This is a genomic window from Luteimonas salinisoli (assembly GCF_013425525.1).
Taxonomy (GTDB): Bacteria; Pseudomonadota; Gammaproteobacteria; order Xanthomonadales; family Xanthomonadaceae; genus Luteimonas; species Luteimonas salinisoli.
Genome location: NZ_JACCKA010000091.1, coordinates 1 through 15,159, shown reverse-complemented (window position 1 = coordinate 15,159; position 15,159 = coordinate 1). Strand labels below are relative to the sequence as shown.

Below are 15,159 nucleotides of genomic sequence, written 5' to 3'. Positions count from 1 at the left end.
GAACCGCAGAGCCGGTCGCGGGGACGCCAGGCATCGGCCGTTGCCACGCTTGTGCTCCAGCCGTCCCTGGGACTGCCACGGGCCCGGCAGAATGAACCTGGCCGCTTTTTTGGGAGCTTATTCGGGCTGGGCGCGCGAGACCGAGGTGCCGCCGCCGGCCGTCTGACCCTGGCTGGGCCGTTCGCCGGCCGCGTACAGGGACTCGATGTCGACGTCGAGCCAGCGGTCCGACTGCAACCCGATGGCGCTGTCGAGGATGGTGGGCAGCAGGCCCGAAGGCAGGCTGCTCTCGCTGTTCCAGAGCACGACCAGGCCGAGATCGCGCTCCGGCAGCAGCGCCATCAGTCCGCGATAACCCTGCACCGCGCCGCCGTGGAAGACCATGCGGTGGCCTGCGTAGTCGTAGATCCGCCACCCAAGGCCGTAGCCGGCGGCGTTGAGGCGCTGGCCGCGCCACGAGGCGGACCGGCTGCGCATTTCTCCGGGAGTGCCGACGATCGGGGCGTGCAGCGTCGAAAGCAGCGGCGCCGGCAGCACGTCGGGCCGGTGTCCGCCCTGCGCGATCAGCCACTGCGCCATGTCCGCGATGCTGGCGTTGACGCCGGCCGCCGGAGACACGCGATAGTAGGTCGGCTTGGGCATCAGCGAGCTCCAGCCCTTGCCCGCGCGCACGTGCGGCTTGGCCCAGCGCGCGCTCGCCTGGATGCCTTCCAGGCCGAGGCTGGCGTCGTTCATGCCCAGCGGCTTGAACAGGCGCCGCGACACCGCCTCGTTGTAGAACTGGCCCGAGGTCGCGAATACCACGTCGCCGACCAGGCTGAAGGCGACGTTCTGGTAGCTGTAGCAGTCGCCCGGCTCGCAGGTCATCGGCGCCTGGGCGAGCTTCTGCACCAGCGCGTTGTAGTCGGCGCCGCGCTCGATGTCGCGGTCGTAGGTATGGCGGCCGAGGCCGACGCGGTGGCTGAGCACGTCGGCGACGGTGATGCGGCCGGCCGCCCCGGGATCCGACAGCTGCAGGCCGGGCATGTAGTCGACCACCTTGCTGTCCCAGCGCAGCGCGCCCTCGGACACCAGCACGCCGGCCAGGGTGCCGGCGAACGACTTGGACAGCGACGCCAGGCGGAACACGGTATGGGCGTCGACCGGCTCGGCGGCGCGCACGTCGGTGATGCCGTAGCCGCGCGCGCTGAGCACGCGCCCGTTGTGCACGATCGCCATCGCCAGGCCGGGTACGCGCTGGTCGGCGACCATCGCCTGCGCCATCGCCTCGAACCGGCGTACGTCGAAATCGGCGGCCAGCGGCATCGTCGCCGCCGGAGGCGGCATCTGCATCGGCCGCCCGTCGGTGGGCGGCGGGAACGCGGTCATGGTTTCCGGATGGGCGCTGGCCGGCGCGGGCTGCACCGCGCCCGGCGTCTGCGCCGCGCTTCCCAGCGCCATCGGCATCAACAGTCCCACCAGCCCCAGCTGCCAGGCCCGTACCCGGTGCCGACGGCGCGGCTGCGCTTTGTCTTTCATCGGGTCTGCCCCCTGCGTATGCTTGGCTTGCGGGCCGATCATAGCGCCTGTATCCGGATTTGCATGAACAAGGGGAGCTTCGATGGGTAGCGCGCTGATCCTGCTGGTATTTCTCGGCATCCTGGTGGCCTTCGCCCTGTGGGCGGTGGGCATCTACAACGGCCTGGTCACGGCCCGCAACGCCTTCAAGAACGCCTTCGCCCAGATCGACGTGCAGCTGCAGCGGCGCTTCGACCTGATCCCCAACCTGGTCGAGACCGCCAAGGGCTACTTGTCGCACGAGCGCGGCACGCTCGAGGCGGTGACCGCGGCCCGCACCGCGGCGCAGGCGGGATTGTCCGCGGCCAAGGCCAGTCCGGGCGACCCGGCGGCAATGGCCGAACTGGCCCAGACCCAGGGCGCCCTGAACGGCGCGCTGGGCCGGCTGATGGTCGTGGTCGAGGCCTATCCAGACCTCAAGGCCAACCAGAACATGATGCAGCTGACCGAGGAGCTGACCAGCACCGAGAACCGCGTCGCCTTCGCACGCCAGGCCTATAACGACTCGGTAATGGCCTACAACAACCGGCGCGAGGTGTTCCCCTCGAACATCGTCGCCGGCATGTTCAGCTTCGCCCCCGCCGCGCTGCTGGAGATCCCGGAAGACAAGGCCGAGGTGCGCGAGGCGCCGAAGGTCGAGTTCTGAACTTCTTCGAACGCCAGGCCCAGGCCCGACGCAACACCACCCGGCTGGTGTTGCTGTTCGCGCTTGCGGTGATCGGGATCGTGGTGACGGTGAACCTGGTGGTGCTGGCGTTCGCCGGGCCCAGGCCGGCGACGCTGCTGTTGGCGACCGTCGCCACGGTGGCGATCATCGGCCTCGGCTCGCTCTACCGGATCTCCTCGCTGGGCGCCGGCGGCGAGGCGGTGGCGGTACAGCTGGGCGGCGTGGCCGTCGCCGAGGACACCGCGGATCCGCAGCTGCGCCGGCTGCGCAACGTGGTCGAGGAGATGTCGATCGCCTCCGGCGTGCCGGTCCCCAAGGTCTACGTGCTCGAGCACGAGGCGGGCATCAACGCCTTCGCCGCGGGATATTCGCCCTCGGACGCGGTGGTGGCGGTGACCCGCGGCGCGCTCGACCGCCTCAACCGCGACGAGCTGCAGGGCGTGGTGGCGCACGAGTTCAGCCACGTGCTCAACGGCGACATGCGCCTGAACATCCGCCTGATGGGAATCCTGTTCGGGATCCTCATGCTCGGGCTGATCGGCCGCAAGATCCTCCTGCACAGCTATGGCATCCGCGGCCGCGGCGCACTGGGGATCCTGGGCGCGGCGATCGTCGCACTGGTCATCGGCTACGTCGGCGTGTTCTTCGGGCGCATGATCAAGGCCGGGGTGAGCCGCTCGCGCGAAGTCCTGGCCGACGCCTCGGCGGTGCAGTTCACGCGCCAGACCAGCGGCCTGTCCGGGGCGTTGAAGAAGATCGCCGGCCTGCGCGAGGGCTCGCAGCTGGAGCAGCGCGGCGATGCCGAGGAAGTCAGCCACATGCTGTTCGGCGACGGCGTCGGCCTGCGCGGGCTGTTCGCCACCCACCCGCCGATCCTGCAGCGGATCCAGGCCCTGGAACCCGGCTTCCGCCCCGAACAGGTGGAGCGCCTGCGCGCGCAGTGGCTGGCGGCGCCGCCGAACGGACTGGAGGAGGACGTGCAATTGGGCCTGGCCGCGCACGACCACGGCGCCCTGCCCGCCGCCAGCGCCGAAATGGACCTGACCCCGCCGATGGTTTCGGCGCAGGTGGCGCATCCGCAGGACGACGACTACCGGCGCGCCGATGCGCTGGTGGCGGCGATGCCGGAGTCCCTGCGCGTGCTTGCGCGCGAGCGCGAGAGCGTCATGCCGCTGCTGCTGGCGCTGCTGCTCGAAGGCGAGGGCGAGGTACGCCGGCGGCAGCACCAGGAGATCTCGGCGCGGCTGGGCGCGCGCGTCGCCGAGCGCGCCGCGCACCTGCGCAAGACCGGCCTGCAGGACCTGCACCCCATGCAGCGCCTGCCGTTGGCCTCCCTGGCCTTTCCCGTGCTGCGGCTGCGGCCGCGGCCCGACCTCGACGCCTTCCTCGACACCGTGCACGCGGTGGTCCACGCCGACGACCACGTCTCGCTGTTCGAGTACTGCCTGGGCACGCTGCTCGAGACCCAGGTTCGCGAAACCCTGGATCCGGCGCGCCACGGGCGCACCGGCCGGGGCAAGCCGGGCGGCGTCAAGCACGAGTTCTCGACGCTGCTGGCGGTCGTCGCCCAGGCCGGCCATGCCGACCCGGCCGAAGCAAAGCGCGCCTATCTGGCCGGGCTGCAGCGGGTGCTGCCGCGCGACCACGTGCCCTACGAACCACCCGCCCGCGGCGTGCAGGCGCTGGACGCGGTGTGGGAGCCTCTGGACCGCCTGGCGCCCCTGGCCAAGCAGGTGATGGTGGAGGCGGTCACCGCCGCGGCGATGCACGACGGCCGCGTCTCGGTGGCCGAAGCGGAGCTGCTGCGCACCATCTGCGGCGTGCTCCACTGCCCGCTGCCGCCGATGCTCGACCGCGGCTGAGGCCAGAGCCGCTCGAACGAACGGCCGGAAGCCACCTGGGGCCATCGGGTGGGGCGGCGCCGCAAGTCGCCCCCCGATACTCGCTCGGCGCCACCCCACCAGACGGAGAGACATTCGACGGCGCCTCCAGAAAGCAGGAGCCGAGCGACTGCACTCGGCCGCGAGCCACGCTTTCCGGCCCGGTCGCCACGTCGTCCCAGGCGGGCCGGGGGATGCGTGACAACCAAGCGAGTATCGGGGAGCGACTTGTCACGTATCCCCCGGCCCGCCCCCGGCGCATCCCCGGCTGTCCCGTCCCCGCCACCCACGGGGGGATGGTGTCGTTCAGGCCTGCGCGTCGACCTTCAGCACCACCCCGTCGGTACCGACGATGCGCACCGGGGTACCGATCTCCAGGTCCGGGCCCTCGACTACCCAGAAGGCGTCGCCGATCTTGACCCGGCCGCGGCCGGCCACGATCGGCTGCTCCAGCGCCACCACCCGGCCGACGTGCTGGGCGGCGCGCTTGTTGAGCGTCGGATGGTCGCTCTGGCGCGCATGCTGGCGGAACCACTTCCGGTAGACCTGGATCGACACGAAGCTCAGCACCACGAACGCCCCGATCTGCGCCAGCAGCGGGATCCCCGGCACGAACAGCACCGCCAGGAACACTGCCACCGCGGCAAAGCCCATCCACAGCATGAACGCGCCCGGCGCCAAGGTCTCGGCCGCGAACAGCAGCAGCGCGATCGCCGCCCAGGCCACCACGTCCCAGCGCACGGCTCAGCTCTCCTGCCGCGGCGCCAGCCGCGTCTGCGTGGCCGATTGCTGCTTGCCCAGCGCCTCCTTCGCCAGCTCGGCGACGCCGCCGATGGTGCCGATCAGGCCGCTGGCCTCCATCGGCATCAGCACGAACTTCTGGTTGGGCGCCGTGGCCAGCTTCTCGAAGGCTTCCACGTACTTCTGGGCGATGAAGTAGTTGATCGCCTGCACGTCGCCCTGGGCGATCGCCTCGGACACCATGCCGGTGGCCTTCGCCTCCGCCTCGGCGAGCCGCTCGCGCGCCTCGGCCTCGCGGAACGCCGCCTCCTTCTCGCCCTCCGCTTCCAGGATCGCCGCCTGCTTCTCGCCTTCGGCGCGCAGGATCGCCGACTGCCGGTGCCCCTCGGCCTCCAGGATTACCGCGCGGCGCTCGCGCTCGGCCTTCATCTGCCGCGCCATCGAATCGATCAGGTCGCGCGGCGGCTGGATGTCGCGGATCTCGATGCGGGTGACCTTGATCCCCCAGGGATTGGTGGCCTGGTCGACCACGTTGAGCAGCTGCGCGTTGATGGTCTCGCGGTTGCTCAGCGACTCGTCCAGGTCCATCGAGCCGATCACGGTGCGGATGTTGGTCTGCACCAGCGCGATCGTGGCGACCTCGAGGTTCGCCACCTCGTAGGCGGCCTTGGCGGCGTCCAGCACCTGGAAGAACACCACGCCATCCACCTTGACCACCGCGTTGTCCTTGGTGATCACGTCCTGGCTGGGGACGTCCAGCACCTGCTCCATCATGTTGATCTTGCGGCCGACGCCGTAGACCACCGGAACCAGGAAATGCAGCCCCGGATCCATGGTGTGGGTGTACTTGCCGAACCGCTCGACGGTCCATTCGTAGCCCTGCGGCACCATCCGCACGGTCTTGAACAACACGACGATGCCGGCGACCAGCAAGACCGCCGCCAGAAATCCCGATGCCCCCATGATCCTCTCCCCTCTCGCAGCGCGGCTCCCCCCGGCTGCCGGCAAGTATAGGACCTGCCGGTCCCGGACCGCAGGGGCGACGGCGTCTGCGACGCTTTCGCGCCCCGGCGCATCCAGAATGGGGAATGGCCGCCGAATCGCCGCAACCCGCCCGCCCCGCCCCGGCTACCGCCGCCGATGGCTGCGCCGCCTCGGTCGTCGCCGCGCCCGGGCCGCGCTCGAGCTTCGCGATCGAGGTGCCGGCGGCGCTGCTGGCGCGGGCGCGGCGCGGCGAGCGTGCAGCGCTGGAACAACTCTATCGCTGGTTCGAGCGGCCCGCATTCACCCTGGCGCTGCGCATCTGCGGCGACCGCGAGGAGGCTTTCGAAGTGCTGCAGGACACGATGCTGAAGATGATCGACCGGATCGGCGAATTCCGCGGCAGCAGCCCGTTCTGGGGCTGGCTGCGGCAGATCGCGGTCAACGAAGCGCTGATGCGCCTGCGGCGCCATCGCCGCATCGGCGACGCGCTGGACCTCGACGCGCACGAGCCCGCCGGCGAACAGCCGCCGCCGTCTGCGGCCGCCGATGCGGCGCGGCTGCAGCGCGCGCTGTCGGCCCTGCCCGCGGCGACCCGCAGCGTGCTGTGGCTGTATCACGCCGAGGGCTACACCCACGAAGAGATCGCCGCGCTGATGCAGCGCACTCCCAGCTTCTCCAAGTCGCAGCTGGCGCGCGGCAGCCGGCGGCTGCGGGCGCTGCTCGAAGCCCCCGCCGCCGCGGAGTGCAGCCATGCATGAGCCCCACGACCGCGCGGCCGGACCCGGCGACTGGGGCGCCGCCTTCGCGACGCTGCCCTCGGAGGCTCCGCCCCGGGACGGCTGGAGCGCACTCGCGGCCAGGCTGGACGCGCGCCGCCGCCCTCGCCGCTGGATCCCGTGGACGGCAGCGGCCGCGGCGCTGCTGCTTGCGATCGCGCTGCCGTGGCGGCTGCAGATGCCGGCCATGGAAGACGACGCAGGCCCGCGCGGCACGACGCACGCCGGCCCTTCCGCGCCTGTCGTCGCGACCGGGCCCGACGGCGCGCTCGCGGCGCTGCAGGCCGAATCGGCGCAGCTCGAGTCGCTGCTGCCGCTGATCCAGGACGCGCGCGTGTCCAGCGGCACCGCCGCGCTGCTGGCAGGCGAGATGGAAGCCCGTCTGGCGGCGCTCGACGCCGCGCTGGCGCAGCCGGAACTGCCGCCCGAGCGCGAACTGGACCTGTGGCAGGCACGCGTGGACACGCTGCGCGCACTGGCCGGCTTCGAGGGCACGCGCGGCTGGCTGGCAGCCCACGGCGACCAATACGACCCCGCGCTCGTGCGGGTCTACTGACCACGCAACCCACCTGGAGCCGACATGACCCGATCTCCATTCACCCGCGGCCTCCTGGCAGCCGCCCTGTCCCTCGCCGCCGGTGCCGCCTGCGCCCAGGATGCGGCCGAATCGGACGCCCTCGCCGCGGCCCGTGCCGAACTGGCCCGCGCCGCCGCGCGCGTGGCCGAATTGTCGGAGGACGGCATGGCCCACGACGCCCGCATCGCCGACCTGCGCCAGCGCCTGGCCGGCCGGCCGGTGCTCGGGGTGCTGCTCGCACCCGATGCGCAGGCCGGCGTGCGCATCGCCGGGGTCACGCCCGGCAGCGCCGCCGACGAGGCAGGGCTGAGGAGCGGCGACCGACTGGTGTCGGTGGACGGCACCCGCATTCTCGGCAGCGGCGGCGAGCTGCGCGCCGCCAACGCGCGCAAGCTGCTCGGCTCGCTCGCCGCGGACAAACCGGTCAGGATCGGCTACGAGCGCGAAGGCCGTGCCGCGACCGTGGCGCTCACACCGAAGGTCGACCGCGGCATGGCTGTGCTTCACGGCGCGGACCTGGACATGGACGAGGTGCTGCGCGAAGCGCGGCTGCGCGCCTCGGAAGGGATGGACCTCGCGGCCGCCGCCTTGCGCGACATCCAGATTCCCGACATCGCCGCCGAAGTGCGGGCGGCGCTCGCCGACTCCGGCCTCGACGCGCACTGCGACGGCGACGACTGCGCACCGCCGATGCTGCTGTCGGCCTTCCGCTGGAACGGCCTCAACCTGGCCGAGGTGGATCCCCGGCTCGGGCGCTATTTCGGCACCGAGCGCGGCGTCCTGGTGCTGTCGGCGGGCGGGCTCGACGAGCTGCAGCCCGGCGACGTGATCCAGCGCATCGACGGACGCGAGGTGGGCACGCCGCGCGAGGCGATGGCCGCCTTGCGCGACAAGCCCGCCGATGCCCGGGTGGAAGTGACCTACCTGCGCGACCGCAGGTCCGCCACCACCCGGATCACCGTCCCCAGGCTGCGCGCGCTGCGGATTCCCGCGCCTCCGGCACCGCCGCGTCCGCCTGCCCCGCCGAAGGCCGAAGCACCGCCCGCGCCGCCGCCGCCCGGGGCGCCGGCGCCTCCCACGCGCGTCCGAGTCCTGGCAGTGGCCACGACCGCTGCCGCCGCAAGCCTCGGCTGAGCAACGACGATGCGCGACGACGACGCCGGTCCCGACCCCGACGCCATGCGGCGGCGCCTGCTGCGCTACCGCGTCGGCGCCATCGCCGCCCTACTCGCAGGGGCGGCCGGCACGGTCTATCTCGCGGCGGCGCAGGACCGCTGCAGCGGCGGCGGCAGCGGCGCCGGCGGACTGGTCGTCCACGATGCCCGCGGCCAGCCACGCCTGGCGATCGGCCTGGTTGGGCGCTGCCAGCCGCGCCCCCCCTGATCCGCCCGATGGCGCGTGGGGCGGCGCAGCCTCCACGCCGCCCATTGCCGCGCCGGTCCCCACCTTGGAGGTGTATGCCGGCAACGACAGCGCCAGGACAGGCCTGCGGAAGCTCGGCGACGCCCCGGCCGATCCGTAGTCCGCCGAGCGCGGCTCGCGGCGCGCTTGCGAATCCCTCGCCGCGTCCCAATCAACGCTACGAGCCCCGGTCGCGCGGGATGGTCGGGCCCGCCGACCCCGCCGATCGAGGTTCCGTCCATGCGCCTGAAACCCATCCTGCTGGCCGTTTTGGTCGTGCTGCTGTCGCTGTCGGCGGGCGTGGCCGTGTACCTGTACCGGTCCGGCCCGCCGCTGCCGCAGGGAACCGAGCAGGCCATCGACCGGGCGATCGGCTCGCCCCTGCCCGAACTGGTGACCGGGCACAGCGGGCTGGCGGATTCGCAGGGCTGGTCCATCTGGTACGAGCGCATCGACCCCGGCGGACCGCCGCGCGGCACCGTACTGCTGATCATGGGCATTTCCAACGACGCCCTCGGATGGCCGCAACCGTTCATCGAGGCGCTCACCGCAGCCGGATACCGGGTGGTCCGCTACGATCATCGCGGGACCGGCATGTCCGACTGGCGCGCGCCCGACGGCGCGTCGGACGCCTACGATCTTTCCGACATGGCGGCCGACGGGATCGCCGTCCTGGACGCGCTGGACATCGAGCGGGCGCACGTCGTCGGGGCGTCGATGGGAGGGCTGATCGCGCAGGAGCTGGTCCTCGACCATCCAGGCCGGGTCTCGAGCCTGGCCCTGATCATGTCCATCGCCGATGTCCGGGATCCGACGTTGCCGCCGCTCTCCTCTGACGTGGCCTACAGCCTGATCCGTACCGCACTGAAGTACGGCCTGGCGGGCGGGGAACGCAACGCGATCAAGCTCCACGTCGCCAGCCGGATCATCCTGGCGGGAGAAGCCTCCGCGCATCCGCACGACGTTTCCGAGATCGCCCGCCAGGTGCTGTACAACCTGCGCGTGCGCCGAGGCTACAACCTGCGCGCGTCCGCGGCGCACCAGGCCGCGGTCCAGCGCTCGGGCGCGCGCCTGGCGCGCCTGGAACGGCTCGAGGGCGTCCGGACGCTGGTGCTGCACGGGACCGCGGACCCCTTCGTGCCGATCGCCCACGGCCGAAAGCTGGTCGCGACCATCCCCGGCGCCCGGGGCTTGTGGATCGACGACATGGGCCACGACCTGCCGCCCCATGCGATCGACCCGGTGACCGCGGCCCTGATCGCGCATTTCCACGGCCCCTGATTGCCGGGGCGGCGCGGGTCAACGCGCTCCCGCGCCGGCCCCCGGGGCCGCCTCCGCCCATTGCGCGAACACCGCCTCCATTTCCGCGTCGCTCACGGTTTCTCCGTCCTGCACGCGCTGCGCCTGCTCGAAGAGCGGGACGATCATCGCCATGCCATCGACCTCGGTCTTCAGCCGCAGTCCCGGCGGCTGCGACAGGTAGGCATCCCAATGCGCCCGCACCCGCGCCCAGTAGTCCTTCGTCGCCCGCCAGTAGTCGATGGCGGGGGTGAAGTCGACTTCGGTGTCGCTGCGGTAGTCGTTGAAACCGAACTCGCGGGCGATGGTTCGCACGGTGCTGCCGTCGGCGGCGCGCACCACCTTGGTGTTGTCCTGCTCGTGGGTCCAGCCGCCGGGCACGAGGGTGTGGCGGTTCTCGACGTTCAGCGCGTTGTAGTCCTCGCGGGTGGTGTACTCGCGCCGCGGCAGCGGGCGCCAGGTGCGGTCCGAGGTCCAGGTGGCCACGCCGTAGCGGTGGTTCCAGCGGCCGGTCCCGCAGTAGCGCGGCGCGTCGCTGACCTCGTACACGCACTGGGTCCAGGCGCCGCGGGTGAGTTCCGGGGCGATGTCGCGGACGTGCCAGGTCTGGTCGGCGCTGAACTCGAAGCGCCGTGGCGCCTCGTATTCCCAGTCCTGCCGCCAGTGCTTGGTCACGTGGCCGCTCTTCGGATCGACCAGGATGTGCTGCAGCACGATCCGCTTCGGACCGTCCTCGACCACGATCACGATCTCGCTGCCGCCGCTGCGCTTGGCCGACGCGCGCTCGTAGTCCGGGGCCAGCAGCACGGTCTCGTCGAAACTGAAGTCGACGTCGTACTCGCCCTGCATGGCGAGGATGGCGGCGCGATCGCGCTGCGGGTCGGGCTCCGGCGACTGCTGCGCGGCGGCGGTCGCACAGGACAGCCACAGCGATACGGAGGCGGCGAGCGAAAGGAATCTGGCTGGCGTCATGGAAGGATCCTCGTTGCGGACTGGCGGTGGGCGAAAGCCGATACGCGATGCGCTGCGGCATCGGCGGCGGAACGCGAGGCGCGCGCGGCGCGCGCGCAGCAGCATTCGTGGATCAGGGCGGCGTTGCCCGCGGCGTGCTGCCGCGCGATCCGCGCCGCCATCGCCGCCCCGAGGTCGGACACGGTGGCCAGGCTCGCCGACAGCAGCGCATGGCCGGCGAAGCCGGGGCCGGGATTGGAGACGTCCAGCCGCAGCACGCTGCACTGCCATTGCGCAGCGCCCAGCCGTCCGGCCAGGCCCCGCCACAGCCGTTCGGCGATCCCGGCGGCGGCCTCCGGCGCTGCCGGAGGCAGCCGCGAGGCGAGGCGTTCCCAGGCGAGGAAATCGGTGTCGGGAAGCAGGAACAGCCGCCAGCAGCAGTCGCCGCCGCCGTCGAGGAAATCCAGGCTGGCCTGCAGGCCGTCGCTGTCCATGACGCTGCGCGCGACGACCCGCCGCGCCCGGCACCAGCCGGCCAGTTCGCCGCCCGGCTGCGCGCGATACAGGCACGCCACGGTGCCCAGCGCGGCCAGTTCGCGCGGCTGCGGCAGCGCCGCCGTCGGCTCCCACGCGGCGGGAATGCCGCCGATCGGCAGGGCCCGCGCCACCGTCAGAACTCCACCGCCAGGCTGACCGCGAAATTGCGGCCCGGCGCGGTGTAGCGATCGAGCGTGCCGCTGGTGGCGGCCACCAGCGGCAGGTCGCCGGCGGCCCAGTACTTGCGGTCGGCCAGGTTGAACAGCCCGAGGTTGACCCGCGCGCCCGGCGCGAACGCCCAGTGCGCGTAGAGGTCGAGCACGCCGTAGCCCGCGGTGCGGTAGAGATCGGGGTCGGACACGCGGCGCTTCTTGCCGGCGAAGCGGCCGGCCAGTTCGACGCCCCAGGCGTCGGCGGCGTAGCCGACGCCCAGCGCCGCGGTCAGGGGATCGACCGAATCCAGCGGCGCGTCGGCGGTGCGGTCCTCGCCGCGCGACCAGGCGGCCGAGCCGCGCACCGACCACCCCGCCCAGGCCTGCGACAGCGCGCCCAGGTCGACCCCGGCCTTCAATTCGGCGCCGTAGATGCGCGCATCGGCCACGTTCTGAGACTGGAACACCATCAGTCCCTGGTCGTTGAAGCCGACGAAGCGGAACGACTCGATGAAGTCGTCGTAGCGGTTGTGGTAGCCGGTCAGGCCGGCATGGACGGCTTGGCCGGCGAAGCGCAGCCCGGCCTCGAGCCCGTCACTGGTCTCCGGCTTCAGCCCGGGATTGGCGATGGCGGTGTAGCCGAACATGAGGTTGGTAAAGCCGATGTTGACGTCGTTGTACGGCGGCGCGCGGAAGCCTCGGGCGTAGCCGCCGAACAGCGACCAGTCGCCGAAGAACTTCCACACCGCACCCAGCTTTGGCAGGACCTCCGTCTCGGACAGGCCCACCACCTCGACCCCGGGGTTGTCCTCGGCGAAGATGCCGTCGATCTCTGGATCCAGTTCGTAGCGATCCACCCGCAGCGCCGGCACCAGCCGGAACGTGCCGTCGGCGAAGGCGATTTCGTCCTGCAGGTAGAGGGCCGCGGTGGTGGTGCGGCTGACCGGGAAGTCGCGGACCGGGAACACGTCGGGCAGCATCATGTTGGTGCTGGCGCCGGTGACCAGGTCGGTCACCCTGCCGTCGCGCTTCTGCCGCGTCTCGGTGCGCGAAACGTCCAGGCCCCAGGCCAGGTCGTGCTGCACCGCGCCGGTGACGAATCCCTTGACGAAGTTCGCCTGCGCTCCGTACGCGCGCTGGTCGAAGTTGAAGCTGCGTTCGCGCCGTTCCGGCACACCGGCGGCGGTGACCCGCTCCTCCAGCGTGTCCTGGGTGGTCTCGCTGTCCTGGCGGTAGACCTGCCAGTCGAGCGCGTCGGCGAAGGCGCTGCCGAGCGCGTCGATCTCGTGCGCGAACGCCACCCGCGCGCGGGTCTGGCGATCGTCGGCCAGCACCAAAGTATTGGTGGCGCCGGTGAGCGCCTGGAAGCCGCGCTGGGTCAGCACGTCGGTGTCGGCGCGATCCTCGTTGCCCTCCACCGTCAGGCGGAAACGCTGGTCGGTCGACGGCGCGAACACCAGCTTCGACAGCAGGCTGCGGCCGTTGCGGTCCTGCGGATTGGGACGGGTGCGGGCGGCGCCGGCGCTGTCGTCCTCGCCCTGGTTCTCGAGCTCCCGGCCCTGGCGGTGCCCCACTGCCACCAGGCCGGACCAGCGGTCGCCGCCGAAGGCGGCCGTGGCGCCGCCGAACAGGCCGTCCCAGTCGCTCTCCGCGCCGAGCTTGAAACCGAAATGGGCGTCCCTGCCCGCCTCCAGATAGTCCGAAGGGTCCTTGCTCACGAAGGAGACCACGCCGCCGAGGGCGTCGGAGCCATAGAGCGCGCTGCCGGGCCCGCGCACCACCTCGACGCGCTTGAGCGTGTCCAGATCGACGAAATTGCGGTTGGCGTTGGAGAAGCTGCCGATCTCGAAGGCGTCCGACACCGGGATGCCGTCGACCAGGATGCGCACGCGGTTGCCGCCGAGTCCGCGGATGCGGATGTCGCCGATGCCGAAGCGGCCGAACGACTGCGTCACGGTGATGCCCGGCTCGTAGCGGAACAGGTCCTTCAGATCGCGCACCAGCAGTTCGTCCATGCGCTCGCGCTCGATCACGTCGACGGTGTTGGGGACATCGGCGATTGCGCGCTCGGTGCGCGTCGCGGTGACCACCACCCGGTCGAATTCGACGGGACCGGTGTCTGCCGGCGCCTCGGGCGCGGTCGCGGCGAAGGCGGCGCCCGGCAGCGCCAGGCAGAGGGCAAGGAAGAGTCGGTTCGGGCGCATCTCGTGCTCGCGGATGAAAAGGCGGGCGGCGAGCTGGCGTCCGGACGGGGCCGGGGCGGGCGGGCCTGGAGGAACGGCGGGCGGCCGCGGGGCCGCTCGTTTACGGTGGCCGGGCGCCCCTTTGCGGGGCGTCCGGTGCGGATCACTTGGTCAGGATCAACTTGTCGTTGCGGGTATGGCGCAGGCGATAGCACTCGTCGCCATGGCGGATCAGCAGCTCGCGCCGGCCGCGCAGCAGGCGCGCGCTGTCGACCTCGGCTTCGCCGCGGCCGGCGCCTGGGGCGGAGCCCGATTCGACCGCGGCGGGCGCCGTGTCGTGGGGATGGAAGGCAAGCATCGGCGCGACTCCTGGCGGGAGGAGTCGATGCTAATGATTCTCATTCGACTGTCAAGTGCCCGGGCGGCGCTCCGCAGCTCTCCGGCGGACCGAACGCTAGCGGACCGCCGCCTCGACGCGTTTCCAGGTGGCGTCGTCGATGCGCGCGTCCAGGTCCAGCGCCTCGAGGTTCTGCAGCAGCTGCGAGACCCGGGTCGCGCCCGTGAGCACCGTGGAGACGTGCGGATTGCGCAGGCACCAGGCAATCGCCAGGGGCGCCGGCGCCACCCCCAGTTCCGCCGCCAGCGCGGTGAAGGCCCGGGCGCGCTCGACGCGTCGCTCGCCGCTGTCGCCGAGCACCCAGCGCTGCAGCCACTGGTAGCCCTCCTGGCCCAGGCGCGAGTCGCCGACCACCCCTTCGTTGTACTTGCCGGTGAGCAACCCCGAGGCCAACGGCGACCAGATGGTGGTACCCAGGCCCAGCTCCCCGTACAGCGGCGCGTATTCCAGCTCCACGCGCTCGCGATGCAGCAGGTTGTACTGCGGCTGCTCCATCGTCGGCGGGTGCAGGCGGTGCTTGCGCGCCAGGTCGGCCGCTTCGCGGATCAGCGCCGCCGGCCATTCGGAGGTGCCCCAGTACAGCACCTTGCCCTGGCGGATCAGGGTGTCCATCGCCCAGACCGTCTCCGCCACTGGTGCGTCGGGATCGGGGCGGTGGCAGAAGTACAGGTCGAGATAGTCCACCCGCAGGCGCGCGAGGGCCGCGTGGCAGGCATCGTGGACGTGCTTGCGCGACAGCCCCTTCTGGGTCGGCCGCGGCGCGTCGGCCGCGCCGAAGAACACCTTGCTCGAGACGCAGAAGCCGTCGCGCGGCAGCCGCAGGTCGGCGATCGCGTCGCCCATCACCCGTTCCGCCTCGCCGTTGGCATAGCCCTCGGCGTTGTCGAAAAAGTTGATGCCGTGATCCCAGGCCGCGGCGATGAGTTCGCGCGCCGCGCCGCGCCCGACCTGCTTGCCGAACGTCACCCAGGCGCCGAACGACAGCGCGGACAGCTGCAGGCCGGAGTGGCCGAGGCGGCGATACTGCATGGCAGGCTCCTTCGGGACGGGCCGACAG

Annotated in this window: 15 protein-coding genes; 7 read left to right on the top strand and 8 right to left on the bottom strand. The window is 71.9% G+C overall.

The features are described 5' to 3' along the window. Window positions 1-117: 117 nt before the first annotated feature. A complete protein-coding gene (locus H0E84_RS17405; RefSeq protein ID WP_180679923.1) occupies window positions 118-1,518 on the bottom strand; it encodes a serine hydrolase domain-containing protein in 1,401 nt (466 codons plus the stop codon). Between the two features lie 82 nt (window positions 1,519-1,600). On the opposite strand from H0E84_RS17405, the gene H0E84_RS17400 reads away from it, so the two are divergent. Further along, window positions 1,601-2,203, top strand: coding sequence for a LemA family protein (locus H0E84_RS17400; RefSeq protein ID WP_180679922.1), 603 nt, complete (start codon window positions 1,601-1,603; stop codon window positions 2,201-2,203). A 47-nt stretch (window positions 2,204-2,250) separates the two neighbouring features. Then, on the top strand, window positions 2,251-4,086 hold the full coding sequence (locus tag H0E84_RS17395) for a M48 family metallopeptidase (RefSeq protein WP_345776340.1): 1,836 nt from the start codon (window positions 2,251-2,253) through the stop codon (window positions 4,084-4,086). A 324-nt stretch (window positions 4,087-4,410) separates the two neighbouring features. On the opposite strand, the gene H0E84_RS17390 is transcribed toward H0E84_RS17395, so the two are convergent. Both H0E84_RS17390 and H0E84_RS17385 read right to left on the bottom strand, forming a co-directional pair. Beyond that, on the bottom strand, window positions 4,411-4,845 hold the full coding sequence (locus H0E84_RS17390) for an NfeD family protein (protein ID WP_180679921.1): 435 nt from the start codon (window positions 4,843-4,845) through the stop codon (window positions 4,411-4,413). 3 nt (window positions 4,846-4,848) lie between these two features. Further along, window positions 4,849-5,808 (bottom strand): SPFH domain-containing protein, encoded by a 960-nt coding sequence (locus H0E84_RS17385; RefSeq protein WP_180679920.1) that lies wholly within the window; start codon window positions 5,806-5,808, stop codon window positions 4,849-4,851. Window positions 5,809-5,933: 125 nt separating this feature from the next. Between H0E84_RS17385 and H0E84_RS17380 the strand changes: the two genes are divergently transcribed. The 5 genes from H0E84_RS17380 to H0E84_RS17360 all read left to right on the top strand — a co-directional run bounded on the left by H0E84_RS17380 (window position 5,934) and on the right by H0E84_RS17360 (window position 9,864). Continuing rightward, window positions 5,934-6,587: an RNA polymerase sigma factor gene (locus tag H0E84_RS17380; protein WP_180679919.1), complete on the top strand. Its 654-nt coding sequence runs from the start codon at window positions 5,934-5,936 to the stop codon at window positions 6,585-6,587. Then, entirely contained in the window at window positions 6,580-7,161 is a 582-nt protein-coding gene (locus H0E84_RS17375) for a hypothetical protein (protein ID WP_180679918.1), read from the top strand. The genes H0E84_RS17380 and H0E84_RS17375 overlap by 8 nt, the downstream gene beginning before the upstream one ends. A gap of 24 nt (window positions 7,162-7,185) precedes the next feature. Beyond that, complete coding sequence (locus H0E84_RS17370; RefSeq protein WP_180679917.1) at window positions 7,186-8,316, top strand: PDZ domain-containing protein; 1,131 nt, start codon at window positions 7,186-7,188, stop codon at window positions 8,314-8,316. A 9-nt stretch (window positions 8,317-8,325) separates the two neighbouring features. Beyond that, on the top strand, window positions 8,326-8,565 hold the full coding sequence (locus H0E84_RS17365; protein ID WP_180679916.1) for a hypothetical protein: 240 nt from the start codon (window positions 8,326-8,328) through the stop codon (window positions 8,563-8,565). A 258-nt stretch (window positions 8,566-8,823) separates the two neighbouring features. Then, the gene (locus H0E84_RS17360; protein ID WP_180679915.1) at window positions 8,824-9,864 is read left to right on the top strand and encodes an alpha/beta fold hydrolase; all 1,041 of its coding nucleotides are present in this window, start codon (window positions 8,824-8,826) and stop codon (window positions 9,862-9,864) included. An 18-nt stretch (window positions 9,865-9,882) separates the two neighbouring features. Here H0E84_RS17360 and H0E84_RS17355 read toward each other — a convergent pair whose 3' ends face one another. From H0E84_RS17355 to H0E84_RS17335, 5 genes are all read right to left on the bottom strand, one after another. Continuing rightward, the gene (locus tag H0E84_RS17355; protein ID WP_180679914.1) at window positions 9,883-10,854 is read right to left on the bottom strand and encodes a DUF6607 family protein; all 972 of its coding nucleotides are present in this window, start codon (window positions 10,852-10,854) and stop codon (window positions 9,883-9,885) included. Next, window positions 10,851-11,507 (bottom strand): Hemin transport protein, encoded by a 657-nt coding sequence (locus H0E84_RS17350; protein WP_425600507.1) that lies wholly within the window; start codon window positions 11,505-11,507, stop codon window positions 10,851-10,853. The genes H0E84_RS17355 and H0E84_RS17350 overlap by 4 nt, the downstream gene beginning before the upstream one ends. Continuing rightward, a complete protein-coding gene (locus H0E84_RS17345) occupies window positions 11,504-13,726 on the bottom strand; it encodes a TonB-dependent hemoglobin/transferrin/lactoferrin family receptor (RefSeq protein ID WP_257644281.1) in 2,223 nt (740 codons plus the stop codon). The genes H0E84_RS17350 and H0E84_RS17345 overlap by 4 nt, the downstream gene beginning before the upstream one ends. 142 nt (window positions 13,727-13,868) lie before the next feature. After that, complete coding sequence (hemP, locus tag H0E84_RS17340; RefSeq protein WP_180679913.1) at window positions 13,869-14,063, bottom strand: hemin uptake protein HemP; 195 nt, start codon at window positions 14,061-14,063, stop codon at window positions 13,869-13,871. Between the two features lie 96 nt (window positions 14,064-14,159). After that, the gene (locus H0E84_RS17335; protein ID WP_180679912.1) at window positions 14,160-15,131 is read right to left on the bottom strand and encodes an aldo/keto reductase; all 972 of its coding nucleotides are present in this window, start codon (window positions 15,129-15,131) and stop codon (window positions 14,160-14,162) included. Window positions 15,132-15,159: the final 28 nt, after the last annotated feature.

Bases quoted from the DNA above. Each gene is read 5' to 3' on its own strand.
- H0E84_RS17345 (WP_257644281.1), bottom strand. From the start codon at position 13,726: ATGCGCCCGAACCGACTCTTCCTTGCCCTCTGCCTGGCGCTGCCGGGC.
- H0E84_RS17380 (WP_180679919.1), top strand. From the start codon at position 5,934: ATGGCCGCCGAATCGCCGCAACCCGCCCGCCCCGCCCCGGCTACCGCC.
- H0E84_RS17400 (WP_180679922.1), top strand. From the start codon at position 1,601: ATGGGTAGCGCGCTGATCCTGCTGGTATTTCTCGGCATCCTGGTGGCC.
- hemP (WP_180679913.1), bottom strand. From the start codon at position 14,063: ATGCTTGCCTTCCATCCCCACGACACGGCGCCCGCCGCGGTCGAATCG.
- H0E84_RS17365 (WP_180679916.1), top strand. From the start codon at position 8,326: ATGCGCGACGACGACGCCGGTCCCGACCCCGACGCCATGCGGCGGCGC.
- H0E84_RS17355 (WP_180679914.1), bottom strand. From the start codon at position 10,854: ATGACGCCAGCCAGATTCCTTTCGCTCGCCGCCTCCGTATCGCTGTGG.
- H0E84_RS17375 (WP_180679918.1), top strand. From the start codon at position 6,580: ATGCATGAGCCCCACGACCGCGCGGCCGGACCCGGCGACTGGGGCGCC.
- H0E84_RS17405 (WP_180679923.1), bottom strand. From the start codon at position 1,518: ATGAAAGACAAAGCGCAGCCGCGCCGTCGGCACCGGGTACGGGCCTGG.
- H0E84_RS17370 (WP_180679917.1), top strand. From the start codon at position 7,186: ATGACCCGATCTCCATTCACCCGCGGCCTCCTGGCAGCCGCCCTGTCC.
- H0E84_RS17360 (WP_180679915.1), top strand. From the start codon at position 8,824: ATGCGCCTGAAACCCATCCTGCTGGCCGTTTTGGTCGTGCTGCTGTCG.
- H0E84_RS17385 (WP_180679920.1), bottom strand. From the start codon at position 5,808: ATGGGGGCATCGGGATTTCTGGCGGCGGTCTTGCTGGTCGCCGGCATC.
- H0E84_RS17335 (WP_180679912.1), bottom strand. From the start codon at position 15,131: ATGCAGTATCGCCGCCTCGGCCACTCCGGCCTGCAGCTGTCCGCGCTG.